Genomic DNA, 16,885 nt, shown 5'->3' on the forward strand with positions numbered 1-16,885 from the left:
CGGCAAAACGGGTGACGACCAACGGTCGTCACCTACCCGGGATGGCAAAAATGTCCGGTAATGGCCGACTGTTGGTCGGCCGCCGCGTCAGATCTCGACCTGGGCCCCGAGTTCCACGAGGCGGTTGCCCGGAATCCGGAAGAACCCGGTCGCCGGGGCGGCATTGCGGTGCATCAGCGCGAACAGCTTGTCGCGCCAGATCGGCATGCCGCGGTTGGCAGTGGCCACGATGGTCTCGCGGCTGGCGAAGAACGTGGTGTCCATCGGGTCGAAGTAGATCCCGCCGTGGTCGCACGAACGCATCAGCGCCAGCGGTACATCGGGGGTCTCCATGAAACCGAAGCGGACGTACACCCGGTAGAACTCATCGCCCACCGACTCGATCTTCAGCCGCTGCCCTTCCATCGCATACGGAATCGGCAGGGTTTCCACGTGCAGGAACACGTTGCGCTCGTGCAGCACCTTGTTGTGCTTGAGGTTGTGCATCAGCGCATGCGGGGCCACGCTGGGGTCGGCGGTCAGGAACACCGCGGTGCCCGGCACCCGCACCGGCGGTGCCAGCATCAACCCCGGCAGGAAGGTATCGAGGCGGATGCCGTCCTTGCGGATCTCATCGCGCAGCAGTTCGCGGCCGCGCCGCCAGGTGCGCATCATGGTGAACAGCACGATCCCCAGCACCACCGGGAACCACGCGCCCTGCAGCAGCTTGGCCCCGTTGGCGATCACAAAGCCCAGGTCGATGATGAAGAACACCACGCACAGCGGGATGATCCAATAGCGCGAGGTCGGCCACAGCGCGCGGGCCACCAGCACCAGCAGCAGGGTGTCGATGAGCATGGTCGCCGACACCGAGATGCCGTAGGCCACGGCCAGGTTGGAGGAGCTGCGGAACGCCAGCACCAGCCCGATCACCATCACCGCGATGCCCCAGTTGATGCCGGGAATGTAGATCTGGCCGATGGTGTCGTGCGAGGTATGGGTGATGCGCATGCGCGGGATGTAGCCCAGCTGCATGGCCTGGCGGGAGACCGAGAACGCACCGGTGATCACCGACTGCGAGGCGATCACCGCCGCCATCGTGGCCAGGATGATCATCGGGTACAGCGCCCAGTCCGGCACCGCTTCGAAGAACGGATTTTTCACCGCCTCGGGATGATTGAGCACCAGCGCGCCCTGCCCCAGGTAGTTCAACACCAGGCACGGCAGCACGAAGAAGTACCAGGCATGTCGGATCGGCTTGGCCCCGAAGTGGCCCATGTCCGCGTACAGCGCTTCGCCACCGGTCACCGCCAGTACCACCGCGCCGAGGATGAACACACCGTGCCAGCCATGGTCCATGAAGAAGCGCACGGCCCATATGGGATTGAAGGCCTTCAACACTTCCGGCGCATCGACGATGTTCCAGATGCCGATCGCGGCCAGTGAAATGAACCAGACCGAGGTGATCGGCCCGAAGGCCTTGCCGATTTTCTCGGTACCGAAGCGCTGCGCGGCGAACACCATCAACAGCACCACCACGGTGATCGGCACGATGAACGCGTGCAGACCGGGTGCCGCCACCTCAAGGCCTTCCACCGCACCCAGCACGGAGATGGCCGGGGTGATCACCCCGTCGCCGAAGAACAGCGAGGCCCCGAAGATGCCCAGAATGCCCACCACATAGGCCGAGCGTGATCCATTGCGCATGGTGCGCTGGGTCAGCGCCATCAACGCCATGATCCCGCCTTCGCCGTCGTTGTCGGCGCGCATGATGATGGTTACGTACTTGAGCGTCACCACCAGCATCAGCGCCCAGAACGCCAGCGACAGCACGCCGAGCACGGTGTCGTGGTCGCCGACCAGGCCGTAGTGCTCGGAGAAGGCTTCCTTCAGGGTATACAGCGGGCTGGTGCCGATATCACCGAACACCACGCCGATCGCGCCGACCATCAGGGCCAGGCCACCGGCGGCCGGCGCGTGGCCGTGCGCGGGTTGTCCGCTGTCTTTCGGATGGGAGGGGCTGGACATGAAACTCCGGTCTGGCGTCGGTCAGTATGGGAGAAGGAAGACTGCGCCGCTCAGCGCAGCGCGGCCTGCAGGGCCTTGCGGATCACAGTGGCGACATCGTCGCCGTCGGCGTTGGCATCGCGCGCCATCCGCGCGGCCTCGGCCGGCTTGTAGCCCAGCTGTTGCAGTGCGACGGTGGCCTCGGACACCGGGTCAGGCCCGATCGCGCCGGACACCGGCGCGCCGCCGCCGCTGAAGTTGGCCGCGCGGTCACGCAGTTCCAGCACCATCCGCTCGGCGGTCTTCTTGCCGATGCCGGGAATGCGGGTCAGCGCGGTGATGTCACCGGCCTGCACCATGCGCGCGAACTCGTCCACGCTCACCCCGGACAACACCGCCAGGGCGATCTTGGCTCCGATGCCGCTGACTTTCTGTACGTCGCGGAACAGCCGGCGCTCGCCCTCGCGCAGGAAACCGTACAGCGAGACGCTGTCTTCCTTCTGCGCGTAGTGGGTGAACAGCACCACTTCCCGGCCCAGGTCGGGCAGATCGTAGAAGGTGCTCATCGGTGCTTCCAGCTCATAACCGACGCCATTGACGTCCAGCAGCAGCCACGGCGGTGCCTTGTAGGCCAGGATCCCGCGTAGACGACCAATCATGCAGTTGTCCTCATTTCCGGCTCCAGGCCTGGCGGGCATTGACCCCCAGCCGCTGCGCCGTCGCCCTTACGTGGGCATGGGTGATGGCCACCGCCAACGCATCGGCGGCGTCGGCCTGCAGCTTGGTTTTCAGGTTGAGCATAAGCCCGACCATGTGTTGGACCTGTTGCTTTTCCGCCCCGCCCCGCCCGACCACGGCGAGCTTGATCTCGCTGGCGGCGTATTCGTGCACCGGCAGGTCGCGCATCACCACGGCGGAAATCGCCGCGCCCCGGGCCTGGCCCAGCTTGAGCGCCGAATCGGGGTTCCGGGCCATGAATACCTTTTCGATGGCCACTTCATGCGGGCGGTACTCGTCGACCAGCGCCGACAGCCCCTGTACCAGCAGTTTCATGCGCTGGGGGAAGTCATCGGCCCCCAGCAGCACCAGCGGCAGGTGATGCACATGCACCACCTTGCCGGTGAGGTCGACATCAATGATGCCCACCCCGGTCCGCTGCGAACCGGGGTCGATGCCGAGGATCCGGACCATGGCGAACTACGCCGTCAGGCGTAGGCGTCCGCGCCGAGGTCGGCGTTGGAGTACACGTCCTGGACATCGTCCAGGTCTTCCAGCATGTCCAGCATCTTCTTGACCTGCAGGGCGGTGTCGCCCTCGACCTTGATGTCGTTGTCGGCGCGGAACGTGATCTCGGCGTGGTCAGCGATCAGACCGGCCGCCTCCATGGCGTCTTTCACGGCCTGGAACTGATCCGGCGCGGTGACCACGTCGATCGAACCGTCATCGGGATACACCACGATGTCGTCCGCACCGGCCTCGATGGCCGCTTCAGTGATGGCCTCTTCGTTCGCGCCGGGGGCAAAGCTGAGCACGCCCAGGCGCTTGAACATGAAGGCCACCGAGCCGTCGGTGCCCATGTTGCCGCCGCACTTGCTGAACGCATGGCGGACGTCGGCCACGGTACGCACTCGGTTGTCGGTCAGGCAGTCCACGATCACCGCCACGCCGCCGGGAGCGTAGCCCTCGTAGCGCACCTCTTCGTAGACCACGCCTTCCAGCTCACCGGTGGCCTTCTTGATGGCGCGCTCGATCACGTCCTTGGACATGTTCGCGGCCAGGCCCTTGTCCATCGCCACGCGCAGGCGCGGGTTGTTATTGGGGTCGCCTCCACCGCCGCGCGCGGCCACGCCGATCTCGCGGATGATCTTGGTGAAAATCTTGCCGCGCTTTGCGTCGGACGCATTCTTGCGGGCTTCGATGGAGGGGCCTCTACCCATGGGTGTTTCCGTGCATGAAGTCAGGAACAGGGCGCGGATTCTACCTGATCGGGCGCTGCCAACGTGTTAGCCGGGCGCGTTCAGGCCGCGTGGGCGGCCGGATCGTGGCGGAACCGGCCATCGCGCAGGAACGCGGCGGTCTGCCGGGCCGCTTCCGGGGAAAACACCAACCCGCTGTGGCTGGCGGCGACCACGCAGTGGTCCGCCAGGCCCGGCAGCCGGGTTTCATCCAGTGCCACCGTCCCATCGGATGCCTCGCCGATGGCCCCCAGCAGGCTGCCCAGCCCGTGCGGCACGGAGCCGGCGATCAGACCCACCTGCGCCCGGCCTTCCCAGGCCGGCAGACCGTCCAGCAGCAGCTCGCCACTGCGGCCCAGCGCCATGGCCCAGCCATGGTCGGCCAGCGAACGTGCCGTGCCAGAGCCGCGCAGCGGCGACCCCAGGCACACCACCCGGGCAACCGGCAGGTCGGGCTGCTGACGCAGCGCCTCCAAGGCGACAAGACCGCCCAGGCTGTGCCCCACCAGCGACACCGGGCCGCTGTTCTGCAGCCGCTTGAGCAGCTGCGGCACGGCCACTTCCGGGCCACCAAAAACGCTGGAATAACCAAAGGTGTCCACGCGGAAGCCACGCGCGCGCAGCCGCCAGGCCAACGGGCCCACCCAGGCGCGGGCATTCCAGATGCCGTGCAGCAGCAGCACAGAGGACGTCATGGGATCAAGGTACGCGCCGCAGGATGAACTCCAGGTCGCGTACCTGCCCGACCGGGAACTCGTAGGTACCCACCTTGCTGAACCCGTATCGGGCATAGAAGCGCTGCGCGCCGAAGTTCTCCGACCATACCCCCAGCCACAGGGTGCGCGGACCGTCACGTTCCAGCCAGGCCAGCGCGGTTTCCAGCAGACGGCTGCCCCAGCCACAGCTCTGTTCGTTTTTGATCAGATACAGGCGTTTGAGTTCGCCGTCGCCAGGCTGCACCTCGTCATGGGGCAGGCCGCAGGGGCCGGCGGCGGCGTGACCCACGGCCACACCGTCCTTTTCCAGCAACCAGACTGCGTAGTCCGGGTGCGAAAGGATCACGTGCTGGCGCTCCACCGCATAGGCTTCCGACAGAAAATCCTGCAGGTCCTGCGGCGGATAGAGGTGACCGAAGGTTTCCACGAAGGTGCGCGCGGCCAGCACCGACAAGGTCGGTGCGTCGTCCGGGCCGGCGCGGCGGATGGTGTACACGGGGACGATCAGACCAGGCCTCAGGCCTTGGCTCCGTCGGCAGCGTCTTCCTCTTCGCCGTCCTCGTCTTCCTCGTCCTCGTATTCTTCCTCGTCCTCGTCCTCGTCCTCGTCGAACTCTTCCTCGTCTTCCTCTTCGTAGTCCTCGACGCCGAAGTCCTCACCGTCCCAGCGGCCTTCGCCATCGACCACGAAGGTCAGTGCCATCGCGGCCGGGTTGGTGCCCACGCGGACCAGCCAGCCGCCGAAGACGCGGGCGCGCTCGGTGACCAGGTTGGCGTCGGAACCGACGTTGCCCAGCTTTTCCCATTCCAGATTGAAGGATGCTTCGGTCATTGCTGAGTCTCCTGAGGGTGTTGGGTGGTTCAGCCGGGCAAGCCCGGCTCTACGGGTTGGGATTTCGAGGTCGATGAAGCGCGATCAGTCTTTGCGCGGGCGGACCTGGATGTGCACTTCGGCCAGCTGCTCGTCCGGGATCGGCGACGGGGCACCGGTCATCAGACACTGGGCGCTGGTGGTCTTCGGGAACGGAATGACGTCGCGGATCGACTCGGTGCCGGCCATCAGCGCGGCGATGCGGTCGATACCGAAGGCGATGCCGCCGTGCGGCGGTGCGCCGTAGCGCAGCGCATCGAGCAGGAAGCCGAACTTGGCTTCGGCTTCTTCCGCGCCGATGCCCAGCAGCTCGAACACCGCGCTCTGCATGTCCGGACGGTGGATACGGATCGAACCGCCGCCGATTTCATTGCCGTTGAGCACCATGTCGTAGCCGCGCGAGACGGCGGTCTTGGCATTGGCGCGCAGGTCGGCAATGTCGTCCACCGCCGGGGCGGTGAAGGGGTGATGCAGGGCGACGTAGCGCTGGGCTTCGTCGTCGAACTCGAACATCGGGAAGTCGGTGACCCACAGCGGGGCCCAGCCGGCTGCCACCAGGTTGAAGTCCTTGCCGGCCTTGAGGCGCAGCGCGCCCATGAAGTCGGACACCTTGTTGTAGCCACCGGCACCGAAGAACACGATGTCGCCGTTGCCGGCACCGACGTGGGCGACCAGTGCGGCGAAGGCGTCCTCGCTGAAGAACTTGGCGATCGGCGAGCTGACTTCGCCGTTGTCGGCGATCTTGATGTACGCCAGTCCCTTGGCACCGTACTTGGCGGCGTGGGCCGCGTACTCGTCAATCTGCTTGCGCGACAGGCTGGCACCACCGGGGATGCGCAGCGCGGCCACGCGACCGTCCGGGTCGGCCGCCGCAGCGGTGAAGACCGGGAACTCACTGTCCTTTACCAGTTCAGCCACGTCGACCAGCTCCAGCGCGATGCGCAGGTCCGGCTTGTCCGAACCGTAGCGACGCATCGCCTCGGCCCAGGTCATGCGCGGGAAGCTGGCCGCCAGCTCCACGTCCACCACTTCCTTGAAGATGGCGCGGATCATGTTTTCCACGAAGTCCTGCACGTCGCGCTCGCGCACAAAGGCGAACTCCATGTCCAGCTGGGTGAACTCCAGCTGGCGGTCGGCACGCAGGGCCTCGTCGCGGAAGCAGCGCGCGATCTGGTAGTAGCGGTCGAAGCCGGCCACCATCAGGATCTGCTTGAACAGCTGCGGGCTCTGCGGCAGGGCATAGAACTCGCCCGGGTGCATGCGTGCCGGCACCAGGAAGTCGCGTGCGCCTTCCGGGGTGGCCTTGGTCAGGATCGGGGTTTCGATGTCCTGGAAACCCTTCTCGTCCAGATGGCGACGCAGCGCCTGCACCAGCTTGATGCGGGTGCGCTGCATGCGCTGCATTTCCGGGCGGCGCAGGTCCAGGTAGCGGTACTTCAGGCGGGTTTCCTCGCCCGGGTTTTCATGCGCATGGAACGGCAGCGGCTCGGCCTTGTTCAGCACGGTGATGCGGGTGGCGACGATTTCCACCTGGCCGCTGCGGATCTTGTCGTTTACGGCATGGCGCTTGCGCACCACGCCCTCGACCTGCAGCACGTCCTCATAGCCCAGGCTGGCGGCAACCTTGAACACCTCTGCGTTTTCAGGCTCCACGGTCACCTGCACGATGCCCTCATGATCACGCAGATCGATGAAGCACACGCCTCCCAGATTGCGGGCAACGTCGGTCCAGCCGGCGAGGGTGACAGTCTGGCCAATCAGGGTCTCGTCGACCAGGCCGCAGAAGTGGGTACGCATGGGGGTAAAAGCTCCGCAGGAGATTGCCGGGCCTGTTGGCACCGGTCAGCCCGTTATTCTGCGGCCAGCGCCCCGGCCGGGGCAAATCCTGAACAGTGAACCGGCTTACACGCCCCCTTAATAGGGGCCGGACCATAGTCCGCGCACCACTGACCGCAAGGGGAAAGCGTCATGAAACGTTGTCTCGTGGTCTGCCTCACCGCCGTTCTGGCCTGCGCCGCCCCGGCCCTGCAGGCCCAGGTCAATACCCGGGCCTACGCCCCGGAGAACCTGCGAACCCTGTCCGTCAACGACCAGCAGCGGGTCATCGCCCAGGAATACGCCGAACAGTCCAATGGCCGACGCATTCCGGACGACCAGATGCGCTTCTATCTGGACCAGGTCAACCGCTCCAACTGGGGCTTTTCGCGGATCAAACAGGACATCGCCACCTCATTGCGGGGCAATGGCGGCTGGAACGGCGGCGGCGGCAGCCCCTGGCCCGGCACCAGCCCCGGCCACGCCAGCGTGGTCCGCTGCGAAAGCAACGACAACCGCCAGCGCAGCTGCCCCACCGGCTGGTCAAGCGCTCGCCTCTCACGGCAGCTGTCCAACACCCGCTGCATCGAGGGCCGCAACTGGGGCTCGCGCAATGGCTCGGTCTGGGTCAGCGGCGGCTGCCGGGCCGAATTCGTGCAGGGTCGCGGCGGCTGGGGTGGTGGCGGCGGTGGCAGCAATTACACAGTCACCTGCAGCAGTACCGGCAACCGTACCCAGACCTGTGCCTGGGACGGCCGCCAGGGCCGACCGGTGCTGATTGAGCAGTTGTCCGGCAGTCCGTGCGTACAGGGGCGCACGTGGGTCTACCGCGGTGGGAGCATCGCGGTCAGCAATGGCTGCAGGGCGCGCTTCGGGGTGCGCTGACGGGCCTCGCCCGACCAACGGTCGGGCGCTACCGGCAGGTACGCGCACGTGCGGTAGGTACCGACCGTTGGTCGGTACCCGCCTCAACTCCCCCAGGGAGCCGGAGGCAGGGCCACCGGCTTGCTGAGATCGAACACCACCTGGAAGCGGCGGCCATCCGGGCGGGTCAGCTCATAAACGAAGCGTTCGTCCGGCTCGATTTCCATCGCCCAGGTGTTGGTGGTGGAGACGGCCATCTCCGCCTTGCGGAACATCGCCACCGAATCCGCATCCACCGGGAACACCTGACGCTGCGCGGTACCCGGTGGCTTGCTGTCGCCACCATACATCGTCACCGCGTCCGGGCTGCCGTCTTCATGCCGGTGATCGTGCTTCAGCCGCAGACCATTGTCGGTGCGGGTCAACACCCAGGTGCGCGAGTGATCGTCGCCCACATGGAAAGGGATGCGGAGCTGGTGCGCCGGGTCTTCGCAGCCGCGAACATGCATCACCAGACGTTTGCCGTCGAAAGGATCAGGTGCGTCGGTGCGGGGTTCGTTCACCGCCACACGCCCCTCAAAGGCTTTGCCGCAATGGGCGGCCACGGCGGCCATGAAGGCATCCGCAGGAGCCTGGGAAACATCATGGGCAACCGCGTCGCGCTGGCCGTTGCACGCCGTCAACAGCAGTGCGCCCGCAAACGGAAGAAATTTGATGGCATTCATGCAAACACCCTAGCCCGCGCGGCCAAGCAGCGCAAATCAGGCAGGCAACCCGGCACAGTGCTGAAACCGTCGCTTCATGTCGCCTGTGGTATGGTCTTTACCGTGACCGGTTCGCCTTCCCCACGAAGGTCGCACGCGTGTTGCGGCTGACCGCCCTGCTCACAGGCGTAGCGCTGCTCCTGACGGGCAGCGGGCTTCTGGGCACCCTGCTGGCGGTGAGCGGAGCGCAGGCTGGCTTTGGTGCCGGCACGCTGGGGCTGGTGATGTCCGGCTATTTCGCCGGATTCTTCATGGGCACTTTTTTCGCTCCGTCGCTCATCGGCCGCATTGGCCATATCCGCGCGTTCGCCTTCTTCGCTGCCCTGGCCGCCATTGCGGTGCTGCTGCACCCGCTGTGGGTGAATGCCTGGGCGTGGGGCGTACTGCGCGTCATCACCGGCATCGCCCTGGTCGGCCTGTACACGGTGATAGAGAGCTGGCTCAACGCCGAGCCCGACCCACAGCAACGCGGCCGTGCGTTCTCGCTGTACATGGTGGTGAACCTGTCGGCGCTGGCGCTGGGCCAGATCCTGCTCATGCTCGGCAATGCTGCGGCGAAGCCGATGTTCATGCTGATTGCCATGCTGGTCTGTGCGGCCATGCTGCCGGTTACCGCCACCCGGCTGCGGCAACCGGAAGTGCCGTCGGTGCCGCGCCTCAAACTGAGCCGCCTGTATGCCATGGCTCCAGTGGCCAGCGTTGCCGCCGCATTGTCGGGACTGGCGATGGGCGCGTTCTGGGGCCTGCTGCCGGTGTATGCCGGCCAGGTCGGACTGGACGACGATGGCGTGGCCCGCTTCATGCTCACCGCCATTGCCGGCGGTGCCCTGCTGCAATGGCCGCTGGGCCGGATCAGCGACGGTCACGACCGCCGCACCGGACTGGTCGCGCTGAGCCTGGTCGCAGCCGGGTTGGCGGTGGTAATGTCGCTGCCGATGATCCAGCTGCAGACCCACCTGCTGTTCGGGTTGATCTTCGTGTACGGCGGACTGGCGTTCTCGCTGTACCCCTTCGCGGTGGCGCACATGCTCGACTACCTGCCGCGTGAGGACCTGCTGTCGGGTTGCTCCAGCCTGCTGCTGGTGCATGGCGTCGGTGCCGCACTGGGCCCGGCCATCGCCGGCGTGGCCATGCAACGGTTCGGTCCGGCAGCGTTGCCACTGTATTTCGCCGTAGCGCTGATGCTGCTGGCGTTGTTCGCTACCGCGCGCCTGCTCAGCTTCTCGCGCCTGCGCACCCACCCGGTGCTGTTCCGCCCGATGCTGCGCACCACCCCGGCCGCGCTCGAGCTGATGCCCGAGACCGACGCCGAGCCTGCGCCCGATACCCCTTCTTCTTTCAACTCCAATAAGGAAGTGCATTGACTGTATCCACACCCGCCTCCCCTACCCTCACCCGCAACACCCCGGCCGCTTCGGCCCCGCAACTGATACTGGCCACCGACCTCGATGGCACCTTTCTCGCCGGCGACGCCGCCGCGCGTCACCGCCTGTACCGGCTGGTTGATCAACACCCCGATATCGCGCTGATCTTCATCACCGGCCGCGGCCTGGAAGCGGTGATGCCGCTGCTCTCCGATCCCGCCATTCCCCGCCCCGATTACGTGGTCTGCGACGTCGGCGCAACCGTGGTCGATGGACGCACCCTGCAACCGCTGCAACCGTTGCAGTCGATGATCGATGCACATTGGCCGGGCGAACAGGTGGTGGCCGCTGCCATGCGCCCGTTCACCGCGCTGCAGCGCCAGGACGTGCCGCAGGAACGCCGCTGTTCGTATTTCTGCGACCCGGCCACCCTGGCCCCGCTGCGCAGCCAGATCCAGGCCGCCGCCCAGGCGCTGGGCTGCGATGTGCTCTATTCGGCCGATCGTTATCTGGACATCCTGCCGCCGGATACCGACAAGGGTCGCACGCTGGCCGCGCTGGCGCGCCTGCTGGACCTGCCGCGCGAGCGGATCCTGGTCGCCGGCGACACCCTCAATGACCTCTCCATGTACACCTCGGGTTTCCGCGGCGTGTGTGTCGGCGAATCCGAGCCGGCGCTGACCGAAGCGACCGCCGCGCTGGACAACACTTACCACGCCAACGCTCCGGGCTGCGGCGGCATTCTTGAAGCAATCGAGCACTTCGGGCTGCTGGCCGCCGACGATGCCTTCCTGAAGCCGCCGTCCACCGCGCGCGCCGAGGGCTCGGACCTGGTGATGGTCTACCACCGCATGCCGTTCGACGAGGTCATGGAAGGCGACACCCTGGTGCAGCGCCCGCCGCGCTCGCCCAACGGCATCATTCCTTCGCTGCTGAGCTTCTTTGAAGGCGGCCAGAAGGGATCGTGGGTGGCCTGGGGCATCGACGACCCGAAACGCGGTCCGTTCCAGACCCACGTCACCGTTGATGCAGAGCGTTACCCCACGCTCACCGCCGCACGCGTGCCGCTGACCCGGCAGGAAGTGGACATCTTCTACAAGCGTTTCTCCAAGGAAGCGTTCTGGCCGATGCTGCATGTGTTCTGGGAACGCGCACGGTTCCGCGAAGACGACTGGCAGGTCTTCCTGAAGGTCAACCGTCGCTTCGCCGAAGCCACCGCCGCCGAGGCGGCGCATGGAGCCACGGTATGGATTCACGACTACAACCTGTGGATGGTGCCGGCCACGCTGCGCGAGCTGCGCCCGGACCTGAAGATCGCCTTCTTCCACCACACCTATTTCCCCTCGGCCGACGTGTTCAACGTAGTTCCGTGGCGACGCGAGATCATCGGCAGCCTGCTGTGCTGCGACTACATCGGGTTCCACATTCCACGCCAGGTGGAGAACTTCGTCGATGTCGTACGCGGTGCGATGCCGGCCGAGCGCCTGGCCTGGGAAAGCTGCGCACCGCGCTTTCTGACCTACGGCTGCGCGGTCGGGCTGGACACCATGACCACCCGCCTGCGCGTAGGCGATCGCGAGGTCGCGCTGGGCGCGCATCCGGTCGGTACCGACCTGCGCCGCATCCACAACGTCCTGGCAAAGCCCTCGGTGCGCAATGACATCTTCAAGCTGCGGCGCGAGATCGGCGCGCGCAAGCTGGTGCTGTCGGTCGAGCGGCTGGACTACACCAAGGGCACGCTGGCCAAGCTGGAGGCATTTGAACGCCTCCTCGAGCGGCATCCGGACCGCCAGGGCAAGGTGACGCTGCTGATGGTCTGCGTCCCCGCCGCGCGCGAGATGACCGTCTACCGCACGCTCCAGAACCAGATCGAGCAGGCGGTGGGACGGATCAACGGCCGCTTCTCGCGCCTGGACTGGACGCCCGTGCGCTTCTTTGCGCAGGCACTGCCGTTTGAAGAGGTAGTGGCGCATTACGCCGCCGCGCAGGTGATGTGGATCACGCCGCTGCGCGATGGGTTGAATCTGGTCGCCAAGGAGTTCGTGGCCACCCACGGCATCGAAGGCAGCAGCGGGGTGCTGGTGCTGAGCGAGTTCGCCGGTGCCGCCGCGGAGTTGAAGGGGGCGGTGCTGACCAACCCGCATGATCCGGCCGATCTGACGGCCGGGTTGCTGCAGGCGCTGTCGATGCCGGAGGAAGAAGCGGGCGGTCGCATGCGCCAGTTGTTTGGCAGCGTGGAGTATTACGACGTGGACCGCTGGGGGCGGGAGTTCCTGGAAGCGGTGCGCGGGACGGAGGCGACCTGACCGATTGCCACCCGTAGAGCCACGCCCTGCGTGGCTTCGCGGTGTCAAACGGTCGCAGTCACGCAGGGCGTGGCTCTACGGCTGTCCGCCGATCAGGCGCTCGGCGATCACCGCCGCCTGCCGCAGCACATCGTTGCGGCCGGCGTCGTCCACCGTTGCGCCCTGCAGGTAGGTGGTCAGCACCCACGGTGTGCCACCTGCCAGCGGCCACAACATGGCAATGTCATTGGTGGTGTCTTCGCCATTGCTGCCGGTCTTGTCGCCCACCCGCCATGCCTTCGACAGCCCGGCACGCAACCGTGCATCGCCGGTTTCGTTGTCGATCAGCCAATCTGCCAGTTGCAGGCGTGACGCCGGCTGGAGTACGTCCCCCAGCACGAAGCGCTGCAGACTGGCCGCCATCGCCGCCGGGCTGGTGGTATCACGCGGATCGTCAGCCGCGAATTCATTCATTTCCGGCTCCAGCCGGTCGTTGCGGGTGACGGCATCGCCATTGGCGCGCAGGAAGGACGTGACGCCTGCGGGGCCACCGATGACACCCAGCAGAAGGTTCGCGGCCGGATTGTCGCTGGTCACCATGGTCGCCCGGCACAGATCACGCACGGTCAGGTCCTTGCCCACGTGGCGCTTGGTTATCGGCGCATGCGACAGGAGGTCCTGGGCGCGCACCGGCAGGCGGCGGTCCAGCGACAGCGTTCCGCGGTCTGCGTGGTGCAGCACGGTGGCGGCAAGGACGAACTTGAAGGTACTGCACATCGGGAAGCGCTCGTCCTGGCGATGGCCGAAGCGTTTGCCGGTGGCGGTGTTGAGCAGGGTCACGCCGAGGCGACCGCCGCTGGCTTTTTCCAGTGCGGTGAAGTCGGCGGCCTGGGGCCTGGACGCGGCGCGACCGGAGGCGGCTTGGGGCTGGGCCAGCGCCGGGCCGGCGAGGGTGGACGCCAGGGCGGCGGCAGTGAACTGCAGGAAGTGACGGCGGGCGAGCATCGGGGTTTCCTGGTCAGCGGGGAGCCTCACTATCAGGCGACAGGGAACAGGGAACCAGCGCGAATTTTCGACTGGAGCCATAAGGTGAGCTGATATCGGGTAGCGGTCGGCTACCATTTGCCATCAACCTGGCTCACGGCTACCCATGCTCCGCCCTCAGCTTCCCCTCAATGCACTGCGCGCCTTCGAGGCCGCCGCCCGACACCAGAATTTCACCCGCGCAGCATTGGAGCTGTGCGTCAGCCAGGCGGCCCTCAGCCACCAGATCCGTTCCCTGGAAGACCGGCTGGGGGTGGTGCTGTTCCATCGGCTGCCGCGCGGGGTGGCGCTGACCGAGGAAGGGGCGCGGCTGTATCCGGTGCTGAACGAGGCGTTTGATCGCATCAGCGCCTGCGTAGGTGGCGTCACCGGAGGCTATCGCGAGGTGCTGAGCGTTGGCGTGGTGGGTACCTTCGCCACCGGTTGGCTACTGCCACGGTTGCCGGACTTCGACGTGCGCCACCCGGACATCGAACTGCGCCTGCAGACCCACAACAACCGGATCGATCTGGCCGGTGAAGGGCTGGATCTGGCCATCCGTTTCGGCGATGGCGACTGGCAGGGGCAGGTGTGCACGCCGGTACTCGATGCACCATTCGCGCCGGTGTGTGCGCCAGCGCGCGCACGGGAACTGCACGATCCAGGCGATCTTGCGCGGGTCCCGCTGTTGCGCTCCTACCGTGCCGACGAGTGGTCACGCTGGTTGCAGGCGGCCGGCGTTGCAGAAATGGAGGCGCGCGGGCCGGTGTTTGATTCGTCGCTGACATTGGCCGCGGCGGCAGCCGGCGGTGCCGGGGTCGCGTTGCTGCCGTTGAGGATGTTCGAGCAGGACCTGGCGGAGGGACGGCTGGTACAGCCGTTCGCGCAGACCGTGGAACTGGGGCGCTACTGGTTGACGCGGTTGCGGTCGCGGGTGGAGAGCGACGCCGCGCGCAGATTCCGGGAGTGGCTGGGGTCGTAGAGCCACGCCCTGCGTGGCTTCGACCCTGTTCGGCAGCGTGCAGCCACGCAGGGCGTGGCTGCACGTAGGTCAGGCCATCAACTCCATCCACGCCGCCTCGGCTTTTTCCAGCTGCTGCGCGGTCGTTTCGCGGTCGCGACCCAGCACCGCCATGCGGGTGGCGTCGGCGTAATTTGCCGGGTCAGCCAGCTGCCGGTCCAGCTCGGCCAGCTTGCCTTCCAGTTCGTTGACCTTGGCTTCGGCGGCAGCCAGCTTGACCGGATTGCCCGCCTTCCGCGCCGGCAGCGGCGGGGTCGGGGGAATGGGATCCGGCGCGGCGGCCGCCATCTTCTGCTTGGTGCCCTGCGCGGCCGGGCGCGAACGCAGCCATGCCGCGTATTCGTCCAGGTCTCCATCGAACGGCTCAACCACGCCATCTGCCACGCGCCAGAAGGTGTCGCAGACCAGGCCGATCAGGTGGCGGTCATGCGAGACCATCACGATCGCGCCTTCGAACGTGGACAGCGCCTCGGCCAGCGCCTCGCGCATTTCCAGATCCAGGTGGTTGGTCGGTTCGTCGAGCAGCAGCACGTTGGGCTGCTGCCAGGCGATCATCGCCAGCGCCAGTCGCGCACGCTCGCCGCCGGAGAAACCATCTACCGACTCGAAGGCGCGATCACCGGCGAAATTCCACTTGCCGAGGAAGTCGCGGAACGACTGATTGTTACCGTCAGGCGAGATCTCGCGGAAGTGGTCCATCGGCGACTGCCCCTCGTGCAGCGACTCCACCGTGTGCTGGGCGAAGTAACCAATGCGCAGGTCCGGATGCGCGGCGCGCTCGCCGGCCACCGGAGCCAGTTCGCCGACCAGGGTTTTGACCAGGGTGGTCTTACCGGCACCATTCGGGCCAAGCAGACCGATACGCTGGCCGGCTTCCAGGCCGAAGCCGACGTTGTGCAGGATCACCGCATCCTTGCCATACCCCGCCTCCACGTCATTCAACCGGATCAGCGAGAACGGCAGCTTGGTTGGCGGCGCAAACTCAATGCGGAACTCGCGCTCCATGCGCACCGCTTCGGTTCCGGTCAGCTTGGCCAGGCGCTTCATCCGGCTCTGTGCCTGGGTGGCCTTGCTGGCCAGCGCCTTGAAGCGGTCGATGAAGCTCTGCAGATGCGCGCGTTCGGCCTGTTCCTTCTCGTGCGCGATCTGCTGCTGGCGCAGCTGCTCGGCGCGCTGGCGTTCGAAGTCGGTGTAGCCGCCGGTGTACAGCTTGGCGCTGCCGCCGTGCAGATGCAGGGTGTGGGTGGCCACGTTGTCGAGGAACTCGCGGTCATGCGAGATCAGCAGCAGGGTACCCGGGTACTTCAGCAGCCACTGTTCCAGCCAGAACACCGCGTCCAGATCCAGGTGGTTGGTCGGTTCGTCGAGCAGCAGCAGGTCGCTCGGCATCATCAGTGCGCGCGCCAGGTTCAGGCGCGCTCGCCAGCCGCCGGAGAACTCGCCGACCGCGCGGGTGTGGGTGTCGGACGGGAAGCCCAGGCCATGCAGCAGCTTGCCGGCACGCGCTTCGGCATCGTAGGCCCCCACTTCGGCCATCTTCTGGTGGGCGTTGGCCACCGCTTCCCAGTCTTCACGCGCGGTCGCCTCGGCTTCCTCGCGCAGCACCGCGGCCACCTCGGTGTCGCCTTCCAGCACGAACGACAGCGCCGGGTCGGGCAGCGCCGGGGTCTCCTGGGCCACGCTGGCAATGCGGATCTTGCCGGGCAGGTCGACGTCCCCCTTGTCGGCTTCCAGCTCGCCCTGCACCGCCGCAAACAGACTGGACTTGCCAGCCCCGTTGCGGCCCACCACGCCCACGCGGTAGCCCGCATGCAGGGTCAGGTCGACGTTGGACAACAGCAGCCGCTCGCCGCGGCGCAAGGCGAAGTTACGAAGGGAGATCATCGAGGGGGTCCATATAACGGAATGGAATGTGCTGGTGAGCACCTTTCCTGCGACGTAATTCTAGCGTTAACGAATACTTGACGCGCCCCGGATCGTGCGCGGCGGTGTCGTTCTCTCCCACGGAACCGTCCGCGCCACGCCGGGACCTTGTTCAGCTACATAAATGGCGCACCGGTTTCCCGCCCTCGCAGACCCGCTTCCCGCAGTCGTGATGTCGCTCCGATGCCCCACCCCCACCGGAGCCACATCCTGATGACCCGCAAGACCCCGCTCGCCGCTGCCCTCGCCGTTGTGCTGGGCGCTTCCGCCTTCGCCGCCGCCGCCCAGGACGCCGCCGC

The 16,885-nt window shown here is 66.6% G+C and carries 15 protein-coding genes; 4 read left to right on the plus strand and 11 right to left on the minus strand.

Going from position 1 to position 16,885, the window contains the following annotated elements; genetic code table 11:
- Positions 1–87: 87 nt before the first annotated feature.
- The 8 genes from EGJ34_RS00445 to aspS form a co-directional block, all read right to left on the minus strand.
- Positions 88–1,929 (minus strand): potassium transporter Kup, encoded by a 1,842-nt coding sequence (locus tag EGJ34_RS00445; RefSeq protein WP_260476856.1) that lies wholly within the window; start codon positions 1,927–1,929, stop codon positions 88–90.
- Positions 1,930–2,057: 128 nt separating this feature from the next.
- Positions 2,058–2,645 carry a Holliday junction branch migration protein RuvA gene (ruvA, locus tag EGJ34_RS00450; protein ID WP_125357989.1) on the minus strand — a complete coding sequence of 196 codons (588 nt, stop codon included), beginning with the start codon at positions 2,643–2,645 and terminating at the stop codon, positions 2,058–2,060.
- A 10-nt stretch (positions 2,646–2,655) separates the two neighbouring features.
- Positions 2,656–3,177 carry a crossover junction endodeoxyribonuclease RuvC gene (ruvC, locus tag EGJ34_RS00455; RefSeq protein WP_125357991.1) on the minus strand — a complete coding sequence of 174 codons (522 nt, stop codon included), beginning with the start codon at positions 3,175–3,177 and terminating at the stop codon, positions 2,656–2,658.
- A gap of 14 nt (positions 3,178–3,191) precedes the next feature.
- Positions 3,192–3,923: a YebC/PmpR family DNA-binding transcriptional regulator gene (locus tag EGJ34_RS00460; RefSeq protein WP_125357993.1), complete on the minus strand. Its 732-nt coding sequence runs from the start codon at positions 3,921–3,923 to the stop codon at positions 3,192–3,194.
- Between the two features lie 80 nt (positions 3,924–4,003).
- Positions 4,004–4,636 carry an alpha/beta fold hydrolase gene (locus EGJ34_RS00465; protein ID WP_125357995.1) on the minus strand — a complete coding sequence of 211 codons (633 nt, stop codon included), beginning with the start codon at positions 4,634–4,636 and terminating at the stop codon, positions 4,004–4,006.
- A gap of 4 nt (positions 4,637–4,640) precedes the next feature.
- Entirely contained in the window at positions 4,641–5,153 is a 513-nt protein-coding gene (locus tag EGJ34_RS00470) for a GNAT family N-acetyltransferase (protein WP_125357997.1), read from the minus strand.
- Positions 5,154–5,173: 20 nt separating this feature from the next.
- A complete protein-coding gene (locus EGJ34_RS22050) occupies positions 5,174–5,488 on the minus strand; it encodes a DNA primase (protein WP_185750015.1) in 315 nt (104 codons plus the stop codon).
- Between the two features lie 84 nt (positions 5,489–5,572).
- On the minus strand, positions 5,573–7,324 hold the full coding sequence (gene aspS / locus EGJ34_RS00480; protein WP_125357999.1) for an aspartate--tRNA ligase: 1,752 nt from the start codon (positions 7,322–7,324) through the stop codon (positions 5,573–5,575).
- A gap of 171 nt (positions 7,325–7,495) precedes the next feature.
- Between aspS and EGJ34_RS00485 the strand changes: the two genes are divergently transcribed.
- Positions 7,496–8,227 (plus strand): DUF3011 domain-containing protein, encoded by a 732-nt coding sequence (locus EGJ34_RS00485; protein ID WP_125358001.1) that lies wholly within the window; start codon positions 7,496–7,498, stop codon positions 8,225–8,227.
- A gap of 83 nt (positions 8,228–8,310) precedes the next feature.
- Here the strand turns inward: EGJ34_RS00485 and EGJ34_RS00490 are convergent, their stop codons facing one another.
- Positions 8,311–8,931: a hypothetical protein gene (locus EGJ34_RS00490; RefSeq protein WP_125358003.1), complete on the minus strand. Its 621-nt coding sequence runs from the start codon at positions 8,929–8,931 to the stop codon at positions 8,311–8,313.
- A 137-nt stretch (positions 8,932–9,068) separates the two neighbouring features.
- Here EGJ34_RS00490 and EGJ34_RS00495 point away from each other — a divergent pair, with 137 nt between their 5' ends.
- Both EGJ34_RS00495 and ggpS read left to right on the plus strand, forming a co-directional pair.
- On the plus strand, positions 9,069–10,334 hold the full coding sequence (locus EGJ34_RS00495; protein WP_125358005.1) for an MFS transporter: 1,266 nt from the start codon (positions 9,069–9,071) through the stop codon (positions 10,332–10,334).
- 62 nt (positions 10,335–10,396) lie between these two features.
- The gene (ggpS, locus tag EGJ34_RS00500) at positions 10,397–12,640 is read left to right on the plus strand and encodes a glucosylglycerol-phosphate synthase (RefSeq protein WP_125358018.1); all 2,244 of its coding nucleotides are present in this window, start codon (positions 10,397–10,399) and stop codon (positions 12,638–12,640) included.
- 75 nt (positions 12,641–12,715) lie between these two features.
- Here ggpS and blaL2 read toward each other — a convergent pair whose 3' ends face one another.
- A complete protein-coding gene (gene blaL2 / locus EGJ34_RS00505; protein WP_125358007.1) occupies positions 12,716–13,624 on the minus strand; it encodes a L2 family extended-spectrum class A beta-lactamase in 909 nt (302 codons plus the stop codon).
- 145 nt (positions 13,625–13,769) lie between these two features.
- Between blaL2 and EGJ34_RS00510 the strand changes: the two genes are divergently transcribed.
- Positions 13,770–14,624 carry a LysR family transcriptional regulator gene (locus EGJ34_RS00510; protein ID WP_125358009.1) on the plus strand — a complete coding sequence of 285 codons (855 nt, stop codon included), beginning with the start codon at positions 13,770–13,772 and terminating at the stop codon, positions 14,622–14,624.
- A gap of 69 nt (positions 14,625–14,693) precedes the next feature.
- Here EGJ34_RS00510 and EGJ34_RS00515 read toward each other — a convergent pair whose 3' ends face one another.
- The gene (locus EGJ34_RS00515) at positions 14,694–16,547 is read right to left on the minus strand and encodes an ABC-F family ATP-binding cassette domain-containing protein (protein ID WP_125358011.1); all 1,854 of its coding nucleotides are present in this window, start codon (positions 16,545–16,547) and stop codon (positions 14,694–14,696) included.
- Positions 16,548–16,885: the final 338 nt, after the last annotated feature.

Origin of the sequence: Stenotrophomonas sp. 278 (genome assembly GCF_003935715.1) — a bacterium.
GTDB classification, from domain to species: Bacteria; Pseudomonadota; Gammaproteobacteria; order Xanthomonadales; family Xanthomonadaceae; genus Stenotrophomonas; species Stenotrophomonas maltophilia_AH.

Excerpts from the sequence above, each read along its gene's own strand:
- EGJ34_RS00445 (WP_260476856.1), bottom strand. The coding sequence starts at position 1,929 with ATGGTCGGCGCGATCGGCGTGGTGTTCGGTGATATCGGCACCAGCCCG.
- ruvA (WP_125357989.1), bottom strand. The coding sequence starts at position 2,645 with ATGATTGGTCGTCTACGCGGGATCCTGGCCTACAAGGCACCGCCGTGG.
- ruvC (WP_125357991.1), bottom strand. The coding sequence starts at position 3,177 with ATGGTCCGGATCCTCGGCATCGACCCCGGTTCGCAGCGGACCGGGGTG.
- EGJ34_RS00460 (WP_125357993.1), bottom strand. The coding sequence starts at position 3,923 with ATGGGTAGAGGCCCCTCCATCGAAGCCCGCAAGAATGCGTCCGACGCA.
- EGJ34_RS00465 (WP_125357995.1), bottom strand. The coding sequence starts at position 4,636 with ATGACGTCCTCTGTGCTGCTGCTGCACGGCATCTGGAATGCCCGCGCC.
- EGJ34_RS22050 (WP_185750015.1), bottom strand. The coding sequence starts at position 5,488 with ATGACCGAAGCATCCTTCAATCTGGAATGGGAAAAGCTGGGCAACGTC.
- aspS (WP_125357999.1), bottom strand. The coding sequence starts at position 7,324 with ATGCGTACCCACTTCTGCGGCCTGGTCGACGAGACCCTGATTGGCCAG.
- EGJ34_RS00485 (WP_125358001.1), top strand. The coding sequence starts at position 7,496 with ATGAAACGTTGTCTCGTGGTCTGCCTCACCGCCGTTCTGGCCTGCGCC.
- EGJ34_RS00490 (WP_125358003.1), bottom strand. The coding sequence starts at position 8,931 with ATGAATGCCATCAAATTTCTTCCGTTTGCGGGCGCACTGCTGTTGACG.
- blaL2 (WP_125358007.1), bottom strand. The coding sequence starts at position 13,624 with ATGCTCGCCCGCCGTCACTTCCTGCAGTTCACTGCCGCCGCCCTGGCG.
- EGJ34_RS00510 (WP_125358009.1), top strand. The coding sequence starts at position 13,770 with ATGCTCCGCCCTCAGCTTCCCCTCAATGCACTGCGCGCCTTCGAGGCC.
- EGJ34_RS00515 (WP_125358011.1), bottom strand. The coding sequence starts at position 16,547 with ATGATCTCCCTTCGTAACTTCGCCTTGCGCCGCGGCGAGCGGCTGCTG.